The sequence below is a fragment of the Caldimonas taiwanensis NBRC 104434 genome, from assembly GCF_001592165.1.
Classification (GTDB): Bacteria; Pseudomonadota; Gammaproteobacteria; order Burkholderiales; family Burkholderiaceae_C; genus Caldimonas; species Caldimonas manganoxidans.
The window spans coordinates 178,259-196,187 of record NZ_BCWK01000001.1 but is presented as its reverse complement, the minus strand read 5'-3'; the positions used below and the strand labels follow the sequence as shown (position 1 = coordinate 196,187).

Annotated in this window: 17 protein-coding genes; 3 read left to right on the top strand and 14 right to left on the bottom strand. The window is 67.0% G+C overall.

Features of this window, described 5'->3' with window-relative positions:
* Positions 1–109: 109 nt before the first annotated feature.
* The 6 genes from CTA01S_RS01005 to CTA01S_RS00980 all read right to left on the bottom strand — a co-directional run bounded on the left by CTA01S_RS01005 (position 110) and on the right by CTA01S_RS00980 (position 5,721).
* Positions 110–826 carry an FHA domain-containing protein gene (locus CTA01S_RS01005; RefSeq protein WP_019561033.1) on the bottom strand — a complete coding sequence of 239 codons (717 nt, stop codon included), beginning with the start codon at positions 824–826 and terminating at the stop codon, positions 110–112.
* A 39-nt stretch (positions 827–865) separates the two neighbouring features.
* Positions 866–1,651, bottom strand: a complete 786-nt coding sequence (locus tag CTA01S_RS01000) for a Stp1/IreP family PP2C-type Ser/Thr phosphatase (protein ID WP_062191464.1) — start codon at positions 1,649–1,651, stop codon at positions 866–868.
* Between the two features lie 411 nt (positions 1,652–2,062).
* The gene (locus CTA01S_RS00995; protein WP_062191150.1) at positions 2,063–2,794 is read right to left on the bottom strand and encodes a TerC family protein; all 732 of its coding nucleotides are present in this window, start codon (positions 2,792–2,794) and stop codon (positions 2,063–2,065) included.
* Positions 2,795–3,023: 229 nt separating this feature from the next.
* Positions 3,024–3,917, bottom strand: coding sequence for a succinate--CoA ligase subunit alpha (sucD, locus tag CTA01S_RS00990; protein WP_019561036.1), 894 nt, complete (start codon positions 3,915–3,917; stop codon positions 3,024–3,026).
* A gap of 17 nt (positions 3,918–3,934) precedes the next feature.
* On the bottom strand, positions 3,935–5,098 hold the full coding sequence (gene sucC / locus CTA01S_RS00985) for an ADP-forming succinate--CoA ligase subunit beta (RefSeq protein ID WP_019561037.1): 1,164 nt from the start codon (positions 5,096–5,098) through the stop codon (positions 3,935–3,937).
* Between the two features lie 11 nt (positions 5,099–5,109).
* Entirely contained in the window at positions 5,110–5,721 is a 612-nt protein-coding gene (locus CTA01S_RS00980; protein WP_062191139.1) for a DUF2889 domain-containing protein, read from the bottom strand.
* A gap of 252 nt (positions 5,722–5,973) precedes the next feature.
* On the opposite strand from CTA01S_RS00980, the gene CTA01S_RS00975 reads away from it, so the two are divergent.
* On the top strand, positions 5,974–7,278 hold the full coding sequence (locus tag CTA01S_RS00975; RefSeq protein WP_062191137.1) for a Glu/Leu/Phe/Val family dehydrogenase: 1,305 nt from the start codon (positions 5,974–5,976) through the stop codon (positions 7,276–7,278).
* Here CTA01S_RS00975 and ubiA read toward each other — a convergent pair whose 3' ends face one another.
* The 4 genes from ubiA to recG form a co-directional block, all read right to left on the bottom strand.
* Entirely contained in the window at positions 7,279–8,151 is an 873-nt protein-coding gene (ubiA, locus tag CTA01S_RS00970; RefSeq protein ID WP_062191133.1) for a 4-hydroxybenzoate octaprenyltransferase, read from the bottom strand.
* Positions 8,152–8,177: 26 nt separating this feature from the next.
* Positions 8,178–8,681, bottom strand: coding sequence for a Dps family protein (locus CTA01S_RS00965; protein ID WP_019561041.1), 504 nt, complete (start codon positions 8,679–8,681; stop codon positions 8,178–8,180).
* A gap of 32 nt (positions 8,682–8,713) precedes the next feature.
* Positions 8,714–9,637 carry a LysR substrate-binding domain-containing protein gene (locus tag CTA01S_RS00960; RefSeq protein ID WP_019561042.1) on the bottom strand — a complete coding sequence of 308 codons (924 nt, stop codon included), beginning with the start codon at positions 9,635–9,637 and terminating at the stop codon, positions 8,714–8,716.
* A gap of 87 nt (positions 9,638–9,724) precedes the next feature.
* The gene (gene recG / locus CTA01S_RS00955) at positions 9,725–11,776 is read right to left on the bottom strand and encodes an ATP-dependent DNA helicase RecG (protein WP_062191131.1); all 2,052 of its coding nucleotides are present in this window, start codon (positions 11,774–11,776) and stop codon (positions 9,725–9,727) included.
* A 65-nt stretch (positions 11,777–11,841) separates the two neighbouring features.
* Between recG and queA the strand changes: the two genes are divergently transcribed.
* Together queA and tgt are read left to right on the top strand one after the other, a co-directional pair.
* Entirely contained in the window at positions 11,842–12,888 is a 1,047-nt protein-coding gene (queA, locus tag CTA01S_RS00950) for a tRNA preQ1(34) S-adenosylmethionine ribosyltransferase-isomerase QueA (protein ID WP_062191129.1), read from the top strand.
* Positions 12,889–12,897: 9 nt separating this feature from the next.
* Complete coding sequence (tgt, locus tag CTA01S_RS00945; RefSeq protein ID WP_062191127.1) at positions 12,898–14,049, top strand: tRNA guanosine(34) transglycosylase Tgt; 1,152 nt, start codon at positions 12,898–12,900, stop codon at positions 14,047–14,049.
* Here the strand turns inward: tgt and CTA01S_RS00940 are convergent, their stop codons facing one another.
* The 4 genes from CTA01S_RS00940 to CTA01S_RS00925 are packed head-to-tail and all read right to left on the bottom strand — an operon-like array spanning position 14,050 to position 17,832.
* The gene (locus tag CTA01S_RS00940; RefSeq protein WP_062191125.1) at positions 14,050–14,892 is read right to left on the bottom strand and encodes a 23S rRNA (adenine(2030)-N(6))-methyltransferase RlmJ; all 843 of its coding nucleotides are present in this window, start codon (positions 14,890–14,892) and stop codon (positions 14,050–14,052) included.
* Between the two features lie 47 nt (positions 14,893–14,939).
* Positions 14,940–16,145: a CaiB/BaiF CoA transferase family protein gene (locus CTA01S_RS00935; protein ID WP_062191123.1), complete on the bottom strand. Its 1,206-nt coding sequence runs from the start codon at positions 16,143–16,145 to the stop codon at positions 14,940–14,942.
* Positions 16,142–16,927 (bottom strand): ChaN family lipoprotein, encoded by a 786-nt coding sequence (locus CTA01S_RS00930; protein ID WP_084362243.1) that lies wholly within the window; start codon positions 16,925–16,927, stop codon positions 16,142–16,144. The genes CTA01S_RS00935 and CTA01S_RS00930 overlap by 4 nt, the downstream gene beginning before the upstream one ends.
* Entirely contained in the window at positions 16,924–17,832 is a 909-nt protein-coding gene (locus tag CTA01S_RS00925; protein WP_198150734.1) for a LysR family transcriptional regulator, read from the bottom strand. Before CTA01S_RS00925 ends, CTA01S_RS00930 begins: the two co-directional genes overlap by 4 nt.
* Positions 17,833–17,929: the final 97 nt, after the last annotated feature.

Below are 17,929 nucleotides of genomic sequence, written 5' to 3'. Positions count from 1 at the left end.
GTTCGGCAGTGTGCCAACAACCCTCCCTCGAACGGAGGGGATACCCGCGCGATTCCTGCGGCTGGCGTGAGCTTGTTCACGCCCCTGGGGCCTTCGTGGCGGCGCGGGCTCAGCCCTGCACGAACTGCATCTGGGTGCCGGCCAGTTCGATGACGTCGCCGTTCTTCAAGGGCACGGGGTCATTGCCCACGGCCGTGCCGTTGACGGTGGGCCTCATGGCGCCTTCGACATGGGCAAACACATAACCGCCGGGCCGCTTGGTGATGGAGGCCACCTGCACGCCGGGCTTGCCCACGGTGGTGACCACTTTGGTGAGGCTGACCTCGCGACCGGCGGCCGCGCCATTGAGCACCTTGATGCTGGCCGTGGGCACTGCAGAGCCCAAGCCGCCAAAGCCCGAAGGCGAGCCCAGGCCGCCAAAGCCGCTGGCCGCACCGCCGGCCAGCGGCGAGACCGGCGCGGCCCCGCCCAGCGGCGCCCCGGCTGGAAAGCCACCGCCGCCGGGCCTCATGACCATGGTCTTTTCGTAGTCGGCCGCGTCTTCGGTGAGGTACTTGATCTTGTACTTGCCGATTTCGATGGTGTCGTTGTTCGACAGGAGTTGCTTCTTGACGGCTTTGCCGTTGACGTAGGTGCCGTTGGTGCTGTTGAGGTCCTCGATGAAGACGTCCGCACCGACCATCTGCAGCACCGCGTGCTCGCCGCTGACGGCCAAGTTGTCGATCACGATGTCGTTGTAAGGCCGGCGCCCGAGGGTGGTTTTGTCCTTGGTGAGCTGGACTTCCTTGATCACCACGCCGTCGAGTGACACCACGAGTTTCGCCATGTTGATCCTCTAGTCGGATAGTGTTGTTCGTGCCGTGCGTCAACGTCGAAAGGGCCACCACGAGCGCCCTGCGGGGGCTGGTGCGCCTACGGCACGCACCAGAATGACGGCTATGTTATCCCGTCCACCGGCGGCGTTGGCCGCAGCCACCAAAGCCACGCCGGCGGCAGACAAGTCGTGGGTGGACTGCAACACCGCGGCGATCTCCTCGTCGCTGATCATGTCCGACAGCCCGTCCGAGCACAGCAGGATGAGGTCGCCGGGTTGCAAATCGTGCAAATGGGTTTCCAGCAAGACGCTGTCTTCGACGCCCACGGCCCGGGTGACGAGGTTTTTGTTGGAGGAATAGGCGGCCTGCTCCGGGGTGATCAGCCCGGCGTCGAGCTGCTCTTGCAGCAAGGAATGGTCTTTGGTGATTTGCACGAGCTTGCCCGCGCGCAGGCGATAGGCCCGCGAGTCGCCGATGTGGCCGACCAGCAGCCGCCCTTCGCGCAGCACGCACACGACCAGGGTGGTGCCCATGCCGGCGTACTGCGGGTTGGAGTTGGCGGCGTTGAAGATGGCGCGGTTGGCGTTTTCCACGCAGATGTCCATCGCGCGACGCACGTCGGCATCGCTGGCCTGTGCGGACGCTTCGATCAGCCAGCGGCCCAGCTCGGACTTGATGAAGGCCGTGGCCATGCCGCTGGCGATCTCGCCGGCGTTGTAGCCGCCCATGCCATCGGCCAGCACGGCCAGGGCCGCCTGTTCGTCCACGGCCACCGAATCCTCGTTGTTGTCGCGCGAGCGCCCGGGGTCGGTCAGGCAGAAGAATTCGAAGGACATGGTGCTCGCAGGCACGGCGCCGGACAGGGATCGAAGCATCGTCAAAAGCTCCGGCAGGCAGGCAAAAGGCAACCCCCGGGATCTGCGCCCGGATTGTGCCGTGAGTCGTCACGGCACGGTGCGTCTCGCGCCCCCTGGAGCGGGGGGGCGGGCCCTGCACGCCCTCGGGCGCTGCCGACGAATGAACCTCGCGAACTGCCCTGGTGGTGGTGACCCATGCGTGATCTGCTCTGCGACGCTGTGCTGGCTTGAACCCGGTGCGCCCGAACGCAGGGCGCATCGACTTCGGGCACGATCACGTTAGCAGAGCCCCCGCGGCGACACAAGGCGGGCGGCCCCACCCTGCCCCCACCGGAAGGCCGCGGCGCTGCGGCCGCGCCACAGGGCCGCGCGGCACGCCCCCCAGGCGGCTTAGGCCGCGGAGCCGCTGGGCTGGCGCTGCCGCGCCACCCACTTGCCCACGGCCAGCACCAGCAGCGCGCCGGCCATGCCCATGGCGTACTTGATCGTCGCGTCTTGCGGCAGCTTGGGCATCCAGGTCCAGTCCGCCGGGTCGGCCACCGCCGGATCGCCCAGGGCCATGGTGCCGGCGATCCAACCGAGCAGCATGCCGCCCAGGGTGATGATGATGGGGAAGCGGTCCATGAGCTTGATGACGAGCTGGCTGCCCCACACGATGATGGGGATGGACACCAGCAGGCCAAAGATCACCAGGCCCATGGTGTGGTGGCCACCGGCGCTCTCGGCCGCCCCGGCAATGGCGATGACGTTGTCGATGCTCATGACCAGATCGGCCATGATGATGGTCTTGATCGCACCGAGCAGCCGGTCGCTGCTTTCGATGTTGGCGTGATCGCCGTCCTCCTCGGGGACCAGCAATTTCACGCCGATCCACACCAGCAAGGCCGCCCCGAGGAGCTTGATGAAGGGGATCTTCAGCAGCGTCAGCGCAAAGAAGATGAAAATCACGCGCAGGCCGATGGCGCCGGCCGTGCCCCACAAGATGCCGGCCATGCGTTGTTGGGCCGGCAGCCGGCGGCAAGCCAGGGCGATGACGACCGCATTGTCGCCACCGAGCAAGATGTCGATCATGATGATCTGACCGACGGCGATCCAGAATTCTGGGGTGAGGAGGGCATCCATGTCGAGGTGATCCTCTGGGTTCCGGGAAAACGAACGGCGCCGGCACAGCGCAATGCCGGCGCCCATGGGCTGGAGTGTAGAAGTCTCACCCAACGCCGGTGCTGCGCAGAATTACGTAGCTGCCGGCGCGCCCGCAGCGCCCGTGTGAACGACGGCACGCTGAACGACCGGGCGCGCAGAAACAGCCAAGGCCGCCCGAGGCGGCCTCGATGGCCGGTGCGAGTGGCCCTTACAGGATGGACTTGAGCAGCTTGCCCATCTCGGAGGGGTTGCGCGTGACCTTGAAGCCGCACTCCTCCATGATGGCCAGCTTGGCCTCGGCAGTGTCGGCCCCCCCGCTGATGAGCGCGCCGGCATGGCCCATGCGCTTGCCCGGCGGCGCGGTGACGCCAGCGATGAAGCCCACCACCGGCTTTTTCATGTGGGCCTTGCACCAGCGCGCGGCTTCGGCCTCGTCCGGGCCACCGATCTCGCCGATCATGATGACGGCATCGGTGTCGGGGTCGTCGTTGAACATCTTCATCACGTCGATGTGCTTGAGGCCGTTGATCGGGTCGCCGCCGATGCCCACCGCGGAGCTTTGGCCCAGGCCCAGCTCGGTCAGTTGCGCCACGGCTTCATAGGTGAGCGTGCCGGAGCGGGAGACCACGCCGATGCGGCCCTTGCGGTGGATGTGGCCGGGCATGATGCCGATCTTGATCTCATCGGGCGTGATCAGCCCCGGACAGTTGGGCCCCAGCAGCAGGGTCTTCTTGCCGCCGGCCGCCTCCTTGGCTTTCATTTTGTTGCGCACCATCAGCATGTCGCGCACGGGAATGCCCTCGGTGATGCACACCACGAGGTCCAGGTCGGCCTCGACGGCCTCCCAGATCGCCGCGGCCGCACCCGCCGGCGGCACATAGATCACCGAGACCGTGGCCCCGGTGGCCGCCTTGGCTTCTTGCACCGTGGCGTAGATCGGGATGTCGCTGAATTTCTCGCCGGCTTTCTTGGGGTTGACGCCAGCCACGAAGGCATTCTTGCCGTTGGCATAGGCTTGGCAGCCCAGGGTGTGGAACTGGCCGGTCTTGCCGGTGATGCCCTGGGTGATGACCTTGGTGTCCTTGTTGATCAGGATGCTCATGTTCGTTTCCTTCGGGCTCAGGCTTGGACGGCGGCGACGACCTTCTGCGCGGCCTCGGCCATGGTGTCGGCGGAAATGATGGGCAGGCCCGAGTCGGCCAGCATCTTCTTGCCCAGATCTTCGTTGGTGCCTTTCATGCGCACCACCAGCGGCACGGACAGGTTGACCGCCTTGCAGGCGGTGATCACCCCTTCGGCGATGGTGTCGCAGCGCATGATGCCGCCAAAGATATTGACCAGGATGGCTTTGACCTTGGGGTTCTTCAGCATGATCTTGAAGGCCTCGGTGACTTTCTCGGCCGTGGCCCCGCCGCCCACGTCGAGGAAGTTGGCCGGCTCGCCACCGAAGAGCTTGATGGTGTCCATCGTGGCCATGGCCAAGCCGGCGCCATTGACCAAGCAGCCGATGTTGCCGTCCAGGCTGATGTAGGCCAGGTCGAACTTGGAGGCTTCGACTTCGGCCGGATCTTCTTCGTCCAGGTCGCGGTAGGCGACGATTTCGGGGTGGCGGAACAAGGCGTTGGCGTCGAAGTTGAACTTGGCGTCCAGCGCGACCAGGTGACCCTTGGAGTCGCAGTTCAGCGGGTTGATCTCGACCAGCGAGGCATCGGTCTGCATGTAGCAGGTGTAGAGTTTTTGGAACAGCTCGACGCCTTGCTCGACGGTGTGCCCGGTAAAACCGATGGCGGTGGCCACTTTGCGGGCCTGCTCCGGGGTGAGCCCGACCAGCGGATCGATGTATTCGGTGACGATCTTCTCCGGCGTGCGGTGGGCCACTTCCTCGATGTCCATGCCGCCTTCGCTGGAGGCGATCAGCGCGACCTTCTGCGTGGCGCGGTCGGTCAACAAGGACACGTAGTATTCCTTGCCGATGTCGGCGCCCTCTTCGATGTACAGGCGTCGCACTTTCTGGCCTTCGGGGCCCGTCTGGTGCGTCACCAGCTGCATGCCGAGGATTTTTTCGGCCCAGGTCTTGACCTCGTCGAGCGTCTTGGCCACCTTCACGCCGCCGCCTTTGCCGCGGCCGCCGGCATGGATTTGGGCCTTCACCACCCAGACCGGGCCGCCCAGCTTCTGGGCCGCCTCGATGGCTTCTTGCACGGTGAAGGCGGGGATGCCGCGCGGCACCGGCACACCGAAGTTGCGCAAGATTTCCTTGCCTTGATACTCATGGATCTTCATGGTGTGTCTCTCTACGTGGAGGTCTGCGGGGGACGGGTGGAAGTCTGCGGGCCGGCCGCAGCCGAAGCCTCGGCCCGGTACCAGCGCGGGTAGTAGATGCGCACCGCCTCGCCGTCGGCGCGCAGCGCATGGCAGCGATCGATCTGAAAGGGCTGCTGGTCGGAATCGGACTGGCCGCTTTCTTGGGTGTCGAGCACTTCGCCGGCGAAGGCCTGCACCACCGCCGTGGGCAGCACCTGCGCCATCTCGGTGAGGTGGGTGCAGCCTTGCATGCCGCCCAGCCGCTCCTTGACCTGCTGGCGAAAGCGCTGCATCAAGTTCAGCCCGACCAACCGCCCATAGACCTCGCCGTAGGCATCGCAATGGCCGGGATAGGGCATCGCGTCGGTGCAGGCGTTGGCCGCCAGGATGTTCATCTGCTCGTCGATGACCAGGCGCAGGCGCATGTCATGCACCGGCTCGCCGGCACGGCGCAGGCCGCTGGCCAGCGGATAGTCGCGCGTCTTGACATCGATCAGCCGCGCTTCGACCTCCCAGCGTCCTGGGCCACAGGCGTAGACCGCCACATCGATGCTGCGGCGGTGCTTGAGCTGGCGCTCGGGAGGGGCCGGAGGCAAAGCCATGGGCAGGAGGTTTCAGGCGGTTTCGGCAAGCCCACCACTTTAGCATGCTGCGTCGCACCAACCTCGCCCCATCGTGCGACAGACGAACACGCGCCGTCGTGTCATGACACGGCCTCGGGCAGCTCATGCAAAGCTTGCATGAGCACGGCCCTCACTTCGACGGCGCGACGCACTACAGTGCGTGGCACGGCCTGCCAGGGGTCACGAGTCTTTGGCAGCGGCCGCCTCCATGGTCCACTGTAGGAACACAGCATGAGCCACACCACCTCACCGTTGCCCGCCTCGTCCTCGGGCTTGTCGTATGTTCAACCCACGCCCACCAGCCCTTGGGGCACTTACCTGTCGCAAGTGGATCGCGTGATCCCTTATCTGGGTCCGTTGGCGCGCTGGGCCGAGACGCTCAAGCATCCCAAGCGCACGCTCATCGTGGACATCCCCATCGAGATGGACGATGGCACGGTGCGTCATTTCGAGGGCTACCGGGTGCAGCACAACCTGTCGCGCGGCCCCGGCAAGGGAGGGGTGCGTTACCACCCGGCCGTCACGCTGGAGGAGGTGATGGCCCTGGCGGCCTGGATGACGATCAAGAACGCCGCGGTCAACCTGCCCTACGGCGGCGCCAAAGGCGGCATCCGGGTCGATCCGAAGCAGCTGTCGATGAAGGAGCTGGAAAAGCTGACGCGGCGCTACACCAGCGAGATCGGCATCATCATCGGCCCGCAGCAGGACATCCCGGCCCCGGACGTGAACACCAACGCCCAGATCATGGCCTGGATGATGGACACTTACTCGATGAACGTGGGCGCCACGGCCACCGGGGTGGTCACCGGCAAGCCCATCCACCTGGGCGGTTCGCTGGGCCGCGTCAAAGCCACCGGGCGCGGCGTGTTCGTCACCGGGCGAGAGGCCGCGCGCCGCCTGGGCCTGAACCTGGACGGCGCGCGCGTGGCCGTGCAGGGCTTTGGTAACGTGGGCTCGGCCGCCGCCGAGCTGTTTGCCGGCGCCGGCGCGAAGATCGTCGCCGTGCAAGACCACACCGGCACGATCGTCAATGCGCAAGGCTTCGACATGCACGACCTGATGGCCACGCTGCACCGCGACGGCGGCGTGGGCGCCTTCACCGGCGGTGAGCGCATCGACCCGGAAGATTTCTGGAGCGTGGACTGCGACATCCTGATTCCCGCCGCGCTGGAAGGCCAGATCACCCCGGCGCGGGCCAATCGCATCAAAGCCCGTCTGGTGCTCGAAGGCGCCAACGGCCCGACCTTGCCCGAGGCCGACGACGTGCTGGCCGAGCGTGGCATCCTGGTGGTGCCCGATGTGATTTGCAACGCCGGCGGCGTGACCGTGAGCTATTTCGAGTGGGTGCAAGACTTCTCGAGCTTCTTCTGGACCGAAGACGAGATCAACCTGCGCCTGGACAAGATCATGGTCGATGCGCTGAAGAAAATCTGGGAGACGGCCGACCGCCTGAAGGTTTCGCTGCGCACCGCCACCTTTGCCGTGGCCTGCGAGCGCATCCTGATGGCCCGCCAGGAGCGCGGCCTGTATCCCTGATCAGCGCAGCCAGGGGTCGATCACCAAGCCCAGGAACACCGCCAGACCCACCCAGTGGTTCTGGCGGAAGGCGGCAAAACAGCCTTCCCGGCTGCGGTCGCGGATCAGCACGTAGTGCCACACCATCTGGGCCGCGGCGGCGGCCAGTCCCAGCACCAGGCCGCCGCGGTAGCCCTGCTGCCAGCACAGCACGCCCCAGCTGGCCAGGTACAGGCCGTACAAGCCCATCACGGCGCACACGTCGAAGCGGCCGAAGGTGATGGCCGAGGTGCGGATGCCGATCTTCAGGTCGTCGTCGCGATCGACCATGGCGTACTCGGTGTCGTAGGCGATCACCCAGAACAAGTTTCCGACCAGCAAGGCCCAGGCCAAGGGCGGCACGCTGCCGCCGACGGCCGCAAACGCCATCGGGATGCCAAAGCTGAAGGCCACGCCCAGCACGGCCTGCGGCATGGAGAAAAAGCGCTTGGTGAACGGGTAGACGATGGCCACGGCCAGCGCGGCGAACGACCAGGCGACGGTGGCGGCATTGGTGGTGAGCACGAGCAAAAATGCCACCAGCGCCAGCCCGGCGGCCAGCCCCAGCGCTTCGCGCACCGAGACCGCGCCGGTGGTGACCGGCCGCTGGGCGGTGCGCTTGACATGCCGGTCGAAATCGCGGTCGGCCACGTCATTGAGGGCGCAACCGGCCGAGCGCATCAGAAAGGTGCCGGCGGTGAACACGACCAGCAGGTGCCAGCCCGGGAAGCCCCCGGCGGCGATCCACAGCGCCGCCAGCGTGGGCCACAGCAGCAGCAGCGAGCCCACGGGCTTGTCCCAGCGGATCAGTTGCAAATACAGGTCGAGACGGGAAGGGGAAAGCGCAGGGTTCACGATCGCCGATTATCCCGCCACGGCGCTCAAGCCTCCAGCAAGCTGCGCAGCATCCAGGCGGCTTTCTCGTGCACGTCCAAGCGCTGGGTGAGCAAGTCGGCGCTGGGCTCGTCATGGGCCTTGTCCACCAGCGGGAAGACGCTGCGCGCGGTGCGCGCCACGGCCTCGTGGCCTTGCACCAGGATGCGGATCATCTCCTCGGCCTTGGGCGGCTCGGCCGGCACGTCGGGCACGCTGCTGGCGCGGGCGAAATGGGCATGCGAGGCCATGGCCGTGAAACCCAGGGCGCGGATGCGCTCGGCGATGGGGTCGACCGCGTTCCATAGCTCGGTGTACTGCTCCATGAACATGGTGTGCAGCGTGTTGAACATCGGCCCGGTGACGTTCCAGTGGAAGTTGTGGGTGGTCAGGTACAGCGTGTAGGTGTCGGCCAGCAGTTTGTTCAGGCCGGCGGCAATGGCCGCGCGGTCTTTCTCGGGAATGCCGATGTTGACCGGCGGGACGGAAGACTTGGTTTTGGCTTTGGCCATGCAGACTCCTTGGAAGGTAGACACGGAAAGATTCACTCGGACAGCCGACGCACGCCGGCCAGCTCGCAGGCATAGATGGCATTGCGCAGCGCCGCGATGGCTTCGTAGCGGGTGAAGGTGCGACGCCACACCAACACCACGCGGCGCGTGGGCACCGGCGGCGCAAAGGGGATGTAGGCCACATGCGGCTGCGGCTCGCGCGGCACGCTGAGCTGCGGCACCACCGTCAAGCCCATGCCGGAGGCCACCATGTGCTTGATGGTCTCCAGCGACGAGCCTTCGAAACTCTTGCGGATGCCCTCGGCATCGCTGGAGAAGCGGGCAAACTCCGGGCAGACCTCCAGCACATGGTCGCGAAAGCAATGGCCGGTGCCCAGCAGCAGCATGGTCTCGCGCTTGAGCTCCTCGGAGGCGATCTGCTGGCGCGAGGCCAGCGGGTGGCTGCGCGGCACGGCCACCATGAAGGGCTCGTCATACAAGGGAGCCGTTGCCAGACCGCCGTCGGGAAAGGGTTCGGCCAAAATGGCGCAATCGAGCTCGCCGGTGCGCAGCATCTCCAGCAGCTTGACGGTGAAGTTCTCGTGCAGCATCAGCGGCATCTGCGGCACGCGCTCGATGGTTTGGCGCACCAGGTCGGGCAGCAGGTAGGGGCCGATGGTGTAGATCACGCCCAGCTTGAGCGGGCCGTTGAGCGGGTCTTTGCCTCGCTTGGCGATTTCCTTGATCGCGGCGGCTTGGTCCAGCACGGCTTGGGCCTGGCGCACGATTTCTTCGCCCAGCGGCGTGACGCTCACCTCGCTGGCGCCTCGCTCGAAGATCTTCACGTCCAGCTCGTCTTCGAGCTTCTTGATCGCCACGCTCAGCGTGGGCTGGGAGACGAAGCAGGCCTCCGCCGCGCGGCCGAAATGCTTCTCGCGCGCGACGGCGACGATGTAACGCAGCTCGGTCAGGGTCATCGCGGACGCCTCCGCAGGCAGAAGGAAAAAACTATCGGGGCCATGTCACGATTGTGCGCCGGATGGCCGCCCGTGGATAGCCTGGGGCTATGCCTTGAGGTAATCGACCTTGGCCGCCAGCCAGCGCTCGATGTGCGCTTGCGCCGCCGCAGGGTATCGATCCAGCAGCACCGGGGCGATGCGTCGGGCCGCATGCAGCCAGTGCTCATCCTCGGTCACGTCGGCAAAACGCAGCAGCGGTGCGCCGGACTGGCGCGCGCCCAGAAACTCGCCTGGGCCGCGAATTTGCAGATCACGACGCGCGATCTCGAAGCCATCGGTGGTCTGGACCATCGCTTTGAGGCGGGCTTTGCCGGCATCGGACAACGGTGGCGTGTACAGCAGCACGCACACGCTGGCCACGGCCCCGCGGCCCACGCGCCCGCGCAACTGGTGCAGCTGGCTCAGACCAAAGCGCTCGGCATGCTCGATCACCATCAGGCTGGCATTGGGAACGTCCACACCCACTTCGATGACGGTGGTGGCCACCAGCAGCTGCATCTGGCCGCGGGCGAACTGCTCCATCACCGCGGCCTTGTCGGCCGCCGGCATGCGCCCGTGCAGCAGCCCCACCGGCGTCCCGGGCAAGGCCTCGCACAGCTGCCGATGGGTCTCGGTGGCATTGCGCAGGTCCAGCGCCTCGCTCTCCTCGATCAGCGGACACACCCAGTACACCTGCCGGCCTTGAGCCACCTCGGCGCGGATCTTGTCGATGACGGCCTGGCGTTTGTCGTCGGCAAACACTTTGGTGACGATGGGCGAACGCCCAGGGGGCAGCTCGTCGATGGTGCTCACGTCGAGGTCGGCGTAGTAACTCATCGCCAGCGTGCGCGGAATGGGCGTGGCGCTCATCATCAACAAATGCGGCTCGAGCGCCTGGGCCTGCCGCTTGCGCCGCAAGGCCAGACGTTGGGCCACGCCGAAGCGATGCTGTTCGTCGATGAGCGCCAGCCCGAGCTTGGCAAAGGTCACGGGCTCCTGGATCACCGCATGGGTGCCGACCACGAGCTGGGCTTGGCCCGAGGCCACCCGGGCCAAGGCCTCGCTGCGGGCTTTGCCCTTGAGGCTGCCGGTCAGCCAGGCCACCTCCACGCCCAGCGGCTCCAACCAGTGGACGAGCTTGCGGAAGTGTTGCTCGGCCAGGATCTCGGTGGGCGCCATCAACGCGCACTGCCAGCCCGCATCGATGGCAATGGCCGCTGCCAGCGCGGCCACCACGGTCTTGCCCGAGCCGACATCGCCTTGCAGCAGACGGTGCATGGGCTGCGGGCGGGCAATGTCACGCGCGATGTCCTCGACCACGCGGCGCTGGGCGCCGGTCAGTGCAAACGGCAACGCCGCCAGCAAGCGTTCGTGCAGCCCGCCGGGCCGTGCCGGCAAGGCCGGTGCGCGCAACCGCGCCCGCTCGCGCTGGGCTTGCAGCTGCGACAGCTGCTGCGCCAGCAGCTCTTCGAATTTCAGTCGCTGCCACGCCGGATGGCTGCGGTCTTCCAGCGCGGCCAGGGGCGTGCGCGGCGGCGGGTGGTGCAAGGTCTGCAACGCCTCCCGCAGGCTCGGCAGGCCAGGCGGCACCAGTTCGGCAGGCAGGACTTCCCCCAACTCGGCCCGCGCCAGGCCGCCGGCGACGGCCTTACGCAAGTAGGCCTGGGGCAACGCCGCCGTGGTGGGGTAGACGGGCGTCAGCGTGCTGGCCAGCGGGGTGTCCGCCGTCACGGCCTTGAAGCTGGGGTGCACCATTTCGCGGCCCTGAAAGCCGGCTCGCAGCTCGCCACGCACCCGCACGCGCTGCCCCACGGCCAAGGTTTTTCGATGATGGGGGTAAAAGCTGAAAAAGCGCAGCCGCACCGTGTCGCTGCCGTCGTCCAGGGTGACCACCCATTGCCGGCGCGGGCGCAGCACGATGTCGCTGTGGGTGACCACGCCTTCGACTTGCACCACCTCGCCGTCGCGCGCCTCGGCCAGGCGCGTCAGCCGGGTTTCGTCCTCGTAGCGCAGCGGCAGGTGCAGTGCCAGGTCGATGTCGCGCACCAGCCCCAGCTTTTCCAGGGCCTTTTGGGGGGCAGATTTTTCCTGCTTGGGCGCGGCGCGGACCTCGGACATGGGACAATTCTGCCTTTGCTTCGTTGACCCACCGTTGGCACGGGTCGGTCTGGCCCTCAACTTCGATGTCACACACCTACACCCTGAGCGATTTCGACTTCGCTCTGCCCCCCGAACTCATCGCCCAGCATCCGGTGCCCGAGCGCAGCGCCTCGCGTCTGCTGGACGGGCGCTGGCTGCCGCCGGCGGACCGCATCTTTCGCGAGCTGCCGCAACTGCTGGCGCCAGGCGATTTGCTGGTCTTCAACGACACGCGGGTGATCAAGGCACGGCTGTTCGGCCGCAAGCCCAGTGGCGGCGCGGTAGAAGCCCTGGTCGAGCGGGTCTTGCCCGGCGGCGAGGTCTGGGCCCATCTGCGCGCGAGCAAGTCCCCCAAACCGGGCAGCACGGTGCGTTTCGCCGACGCCTTCGATGCCGAGGTGCTCGGCCGCTGCGGCCCCGACGACGCCCTGTTCCATCTGCGCTTCCCGGACGATCCCCTGCTGCTGTTGGAACGCCACGGTCACGTGCCGCTGCCGCCATACATCACCCATGCCGACAGCGAGGACGACGCGCGCCGCTATCAGACGGTGTTTGCCGCCAAGCCCGGCGCGGTGGCCGCGCCGACGGCCGCCTTGCACTTCGACGAAGCCGTGCTGGCCGGCTTGCGTGAGCGAGGCGTGGATTTGGCGCAGGTGACGCTGCATGTGGGCGCGGGCACCTTTCAGCCGGTGCGCACCGAGAATCTGGCCGAGCACAAGATGCACAGCGAATGGTTCGAGGTGAGCGCCGAGACGGTGGCGGCCATCGAGCGCACGCGCGCGGCCGGTGGACGCATCGTGGCCGTGGGCACCACCACGCTGCGCGCGCTGGAGTCGGCGGCCGTCTCGGGCCGGCTCCAGGCCGGCAGCCGCGAGACCGATTTGTTCATCACCCCCGGCTTCACCTTCCGGGTGGTGGAGATGCTCATCACCAACTTCCATCTGCCCAAAAGCACGCTGATGATGCTGGTCAGCGCCTTTGCGGGCCATGGGCACATCATGGCGCTGTACCGCCACGCGATCGAGCAGCGCTACCGCTTCTTCAGCTACGGTGACGCGATGCTGCTGAGGCGCACCCCGCTTCCGGATTGAAACACTCGCATGACGTCCTCCCCTGTTCCACGCGGCCTGCATTTCGAGATTCTGAACACCGAAGGCCACGCCCGCCGCGGCCGGCTCACGCTCAACCATGGCGTGGTCGAGACGCCGATCTTCATGCCCGTGGGCACCTACGGCACCGTCAAAGGCGTGATGCCGCGCTCGTTGCAGGAGATGGGCGCGCAGATCATCCTGGGCAACACGTTTCATCTGTGGCTGCGGCCGGGGCTGGACGTCTTGCGGCAGTTCGGCGGGCTGCACCGCTTCGAAGGCTGGCACAAGCCCATCCTCACCGACAGCGGCGGCTTCCAAGTGTGGTCACTGGGGCCGATGCGGAAAATCTCCGAAGAAGGCGTGAAGTTCTCCTCGCCCGTCAACGGCGACAAGCTGTTTCTGACGCCCGAAGTGAGCATGCAGGTGCAGCATGTGTTGAACAGCGACATCGTGATGCAATTCGACGAGTGCACGCCGTATGAAACCGGCGGCCACATCACCACCGAGGCCGAGGCCCGCGCATCGATGGAGCTGAGCCTGCGCTGGGCCAAGCGCTGTCAGGCGGAGTTCGAGCGCTTGGGCAACCGCAATGCGCTGTTTGGCATCGTGCAAGGCGGCATGTACACCCATTTGCGCGAGGCTTCACTGGCCGGCCTGGAAGCGCTGGACCTGCCCGGCCTGGCCGTGGGCGGCCTGAGCGTGGGCGAGCCCAAGGAAGAAATGCTGCGCGTGCTGTCGCACATCGGCCCACGCTTGCCAGCCCACAAGCCGCATTACCTGATGGGGGTGGGCACCCCCGAGGATCTGGTCGAAGGCGTGGCCTGGGGCATCGACATGTTCGACTGCGTGATGCCCACGCGCAATGCGCGCAACGGCCATCTGTTCACCCGCTACGGCGACCTGCGGCTGCGCAATGCACGCTACAAGAGCGACGAGCGCCCGATCGACGAGACCTGCCGTTGCTACACCTGCACGAACTTCAGCCGTGCTTACCTGCACCACCTGGACCGCTGCGGCGAGATGCTGGGGCCCATGCTCACCAGCCTGCACAACCTGCATTACTACCTGAACCTGATGCGCGAAGTGCGCGAGGCGCTGGAGGCCGGTCAGTTCGAGGCGTTTCGGCAGCGCTTCCGGGCCGACCGACAACGCGGGGTGTGATCACACCGCGTGCTGCTCGAGCAGGTAGCTGGCCCCCTCGTATTGCGCCAGCACCTCGGTGAGCCAAGGCAGCACCGCCGCCAGCGTGTCGTGCAGCACCCAGGGCGGATTGATCACGAACATCCCGCTGCCCAGCAGGCCAAAGCCCGCCTGCGCCGGGCGGGCCACGGTCATGCGCACATGCAGCCAGCCCTTGGGCGCCAGGCGCTTGAGCCGCTGGGGCAATTGCTGCGATTCCAGCCGCTGCAACTGCGGATACCACACCATGTAAACCCCTTCGGCAAAGCGCTGCACGGCCTCGCGCAGGGTCGCCACCACTCGGCCATAGTCGGCCTTCAGCTCGTAGGGCGGGTCCATCAGCACGACGCCGCGGCGCGACGGCGGCGGCCACTGGCTGCGCAGCGCGGCAAAGCCATCGGCCACGTGCACCTCGACATGGGGCTGAGCACCGAAGCGGCGCAACAGCTGGCGGTGGTCGGTGGGGTGCAGCTCGTACAAGCGCAATCGGTCTTGCGGGCGCATCACGGCACGCGCGAACGCCGGCGACCCAGGATAGTGCCTGAGCACGCCGTCCGGGTTGTGCTGGCGCACGATCTGGACGTAATCGTCCACGGCCGGCGGCAGATCGTCCCGCAGCACCAGCCGTCCGATGCCCTCGAGATATTCGGCATGCTGTTGCGCATGGCGGGCCCGCAAGTCGTAGCCGCCGGCACCGGCATGGGTGTCGATCAGCCAATACGGCTTGTCTTTCTGGCCGAGGTAGCGCAACACCTGGGTGAACACCAGGTGCTTGAGCACATCGGCATGGTTGCCCGCATGGAACGCGTGACGATAGGCCAGCATGGGACGACGAGACGAGCAAAAGGCCCCACTGTAGCCTCGAACAAGGCTCAGACCATGCCGCGCGACTTCAAGGCGGCGATTTGTTCGTCGGACAGCCCCAGCTCACGCAGCACGGCCTCGGTGTCTTCGCCCAAGGTGGGCGCGCGCCGCCGAATCGCCCCGGGGGTGCGTGAGAGCTTGGGCACGATGCCGGGCACCTCCACCCTCAAGCCATCGGCCGTGGTGACGGACTCGATCATCCCACGGGCCCGGTAGTGCGGATCTTCGGCGATGTCGCGCGCGGTGTAGATACGGCCTGCGGGCACTTCGGCGGCATGGAGCACGTCCAACACCTCGGTGACGGTGCGCGTTGCGGTCCAGGCACCGATGGCCGCGTCGATCTCGGCCACGCGCTGGACACGGCCCACGTTGTGGGCCAACTCCGGGTCTTGCCCGAGGTCCTGGCGGCCAATGGCGGCCATCAAGCGCTTGAAGATGGAGTCGCCATTGCCAGCCACCAGCACCCAGCCATCGACGCACGCGTAGGCATTGCTGGGCGCGATGCCTGGCAGGGCCGAGCCGGCCGGCTCGCGCACCACGCCAAAGGCGCTGTACTCGGGCAGCAAGCTTTCCATCACGTTGAAGACGCTTTCGTACAAGGCCACATCGACCACCTGGCCGCGGCCCGAGCGATGGCGCTCGTGCAGGGCCATCAGCACACCGATGACCCCATGCAGCGAGGCCAGCGTGTCGCCCAGGCTCACGCCCACACGCACCGGCACGCGGCCCGGCTCGGCCGTGAGGTAGCGCAGCCCGCCCATGGCCTCAGCGACCACGCCGAAGCCCGGTCGGTCCTTGTAGGGGCCGCTTTGGCCATAGCCGCTGATGCGCAGCATCACCAGGCCCGGGTTGGTGCGCGAGAGCTCCTCATAGCCCAGCCCCCACTTTTCCATCATGCCGGGCCGGAAGTTCTCGATCAGCACATCGGCTTCGTCGGCCAGCCGGCGCACGATCTGGCGATCGGCCGGCTCGCGCAGGTCCAGCACCACACTCTTCTTGTTGCGCGACTGCACCTGCCACCACACGCTGGTGCCGTTGTGCAGCAATCGCCACTGGCGCAGCGGATCGCCCGTGCCCGGCGGCTCGATCTTGATCACCTCGGCGCCGAAATCGGCCAAGGTCTTGGCGGCAAACGGCCCAGCGATGAGCTGGCCCAATTCCAGCACCTTGAGGCCGGCCAGCGGGCCCGTGGGGGAAGACGACGGCGTGTTCATCGGGAAGCAGGGGGAGTGATCGCCGGCATGCCGCGCGCACGCAGCTCGGCGCAATGGTCACGAGAGGGTCCGGCCGGGGTGATGCGCACCTCATCGAAGCCTTCGGGGGGCATGGCGCCCTCGGGCACGAACGCCGTGGTGCGCAGCCTCAGCGCAGGGGCATGACGCGGCAGATGCAAGGGCACGCCCGTGGCGCGCGACGCGTGCACGGCCCCCGTCAGCAGCAGCACGACGGCCTCGGGCGCGGCCCCATGCGCCGCGGCGGCGACCGTGGCGGCCAAGGCGTCGTCGCGGGCGATCTGCATGCGCACCAGCGCCGGCAGTTGTGCCTGGCTCACCAGGCCACAGTGGCCGTCATGCACCGCGGCCAACAGCCGTCGATGCGCTGCGGCCGGCACGCTGGCCTCCCACTCGGGCTGGCTCATCGCCTCGCGCAAGCGGGGTCGCGGCAGGTTGCCGCCGTACACCGTCGCGCCGGCACGCACGGCGGCCATCACCACCGGGCCATAGGCGGCCCATGGCCAGGCGGCGTCCTGCCAGGCCAGCGCCTGGCGCACCTGGGCTTCGGTGGCCTCTGGCGGGAGGCCTTGGGTCTGGCGGCCACGTTCGGCCATCTCCAGCACCAAGGCCCACAGACGACCTTGCGCGGCCAGCTCATGGACGATGAGTTCGGCCTGACGCTGGTGCTCGGGCTGGTCATGCAACTCGCCCAGCAGCCATGCCGTCTGGGCCCACACCGGAGCGGCCAGGCCCATGCACAGGATCCACCAAATGCGTCTCATGCCAGCATCTTAGGGCCGGACGGCGCCATCGCCCGGCGCAGGGCTTCGATCGCGAAGCGCACCTTGGCAGGCTGGACGTCTGGCCGAGGCGTCAGTGCATACATGCCCAGGGGCGGCGGATGCCAATGCGGCAACAAAGGCACGAGGCGACCGGCCTTGAGGGCCTCCTCGACGTCGAGATCGCCCATCACGGCCACCCCCAGACCAGCCTCGCACATCTGCTGCAACGACAGTTGGTTGTTGCTGGTCACGCGCGCCTGAACCCGCAGGCGCTCCACGGCACCGCCGGGGCCATGCAGCTCCAGCGTCGCGCCCAAGCTGCCGCCGGCCGTGCGCAGCCAGTCATGGCTCAGCAAATCGGCCGGTGTGACCGGCACGCCGCGCGCGGCCAGATAGGCCGGCGCCGCGCACAGCATCATCCGCATCTCGCCCAGGCGATGAGCCACCCAGGTGGAGTCGGGCAAGCGGCCGAAACGAATGGCCAGATCGATGCGCTGCTCGACCAAATCGATCAGCGCATCGTCCACCTGCAGATGCAAACTCAACCCGGGGTTGGCTGCCAACAGCGGCGCCAAGGCCGGCCCCAGATGGCGCGCAAACCCCACCGGGGACGACACCCGCAGCTCGCCCACCGGTGCATCGCGCAGCTGGGCCAACTGCTCGCCAGCGTAACGCGCCGCTGCCAGCATGGCCGCACAGCCCTCATGAAACCGCTGACCGGCCGCGGTCAAACGCAGTTTGCGCGTGGTGCGCACCAGCAGCGTCACGCCCATGTCGCGTTCGAGCTGACGCACCTGCTGACTCACGGCCGAAGCGGTGGTGCCCAACACCCGTGCGGCCCCCTTCATCGAGCCCTGTTCGACCACGACGGCCAACACGGCCATGCGTTTGAGCTGCTCGATCATGAAGTTTTTCTAAAGAAAGAAGGCAAATTCGACCATCTAGTTTAGAAGGAATCGCTGCTCTATCGTTCAGGGTGAATCGTTTCGATGAAAGGAGATG

Coding starts and splice junctions, on each gene's coding strand:
- CTA01S_RS01005 (WP_019561033.1), bottom strand. CDS start 826: ATGGCGAAACTCGTGGTGTCACTCGACGGCGTGGTGATCAAGGAAGTC.
- CTA01S_RS01000 (WP_062191464.1), bottom strand. CDS start 1,651: ATGTCCTTCGAATTCTTCTGCCTGACCGACCCCGGGCGCTCGCGCGAC.
- CTA01S_RS00995 (WP_062191150.1), bottom strand. CDS start 2,794: ATGGATGCCCTCCTCACCCCAGAATTCTGGATCGCCGTCGGTCAGATC.
- sucD (WP_019561036.1), bottom strand. CDS start 3,917: ATGAGCATCCTGATCAACAAGGACACCAAGGTCATCACCCAGGGCATC.
- sucC (WP_019561037.1), bottom strand. CDS start 5,098: ATGAAGATCCATGAGTATCAAGGCAAGGAAATCTTGCGCAACTTCGGT.
- CTA01S_RS00980 (WP_062191139.1), bottom strand. CDS start 5,721: ATGGCTTTGCCTCCGGCCCCTCCCGAGCGCCAGCTCAAGCACCGCCGC.
- CTA01S_RS00975 (WP_062191137.1), top strand. CDS start 5,974: ATGAGCCACACCACCTCACCGTTGCCCGCCTCGTCCTCGGGCTTGTCG.
- CTA01S_RS00965 (WP_019561041.1), bottom strand. CDS start 8,681: ATGGCCAAAGCCAAAACCAAGTCTTCCGTCCCGCCGGTCAACATCGGC.
- CTA01S_RS00960 (WP_019561042.1), bottom strand. CDS start 9,637: ATGACCCTGACCGAGCTGCGTTACATCGTCGCCGTCGCGCGCGAGAAG.
- recG (WP_062191131.1), bottom strand. CDS start 11,776: ATGTCCGAGGTCCGCGCCGCGCCCAAGCAGGAAAAATCTGCCCCCCAA.
- queA (WP_062191129.1), top strand. CDS start 11,842: ATGTCACACACCTACACCCTGAGCGATTTCGACTTCGCTCTGCCCCCC.
- tgt (WP_062191127.1), top strand. CDS start 12,898: ATGACGTCCTCCCCTGTTCCACGCGGCCTGCATTTCGAGATTCTGAAC.
- CTA01S_RS00940 (WP_062191125.1), bottom strand. CDS start 14,892: ATGCTGGCCTATCGTCACGCGTTCCATGCGGGCAACCATGCCGATGTG.
- CTA01S_RS00935 (WP_062191123.1), bottom strand. CDS start 16,145: ATGAACACGCCGTCGTCTTCCCCCACGGGCCCGCTGGCCGGCCTCAAG.
- CTA01S_RS00930 (WP_084362243.1), bottom strand. CDS start 16,927: ATGAGACGCATTTGGTGGATCCTGTGCATGGGCCTGGCCGCTCCGGTG.
- CTA01S_RS00925 (WP_198150734.1), bottom strand. CDS start 17,832: ATGATCGAGCAGCTCAAACGCATGGCCGTGTTGGCCGTCGTGGTCGAA.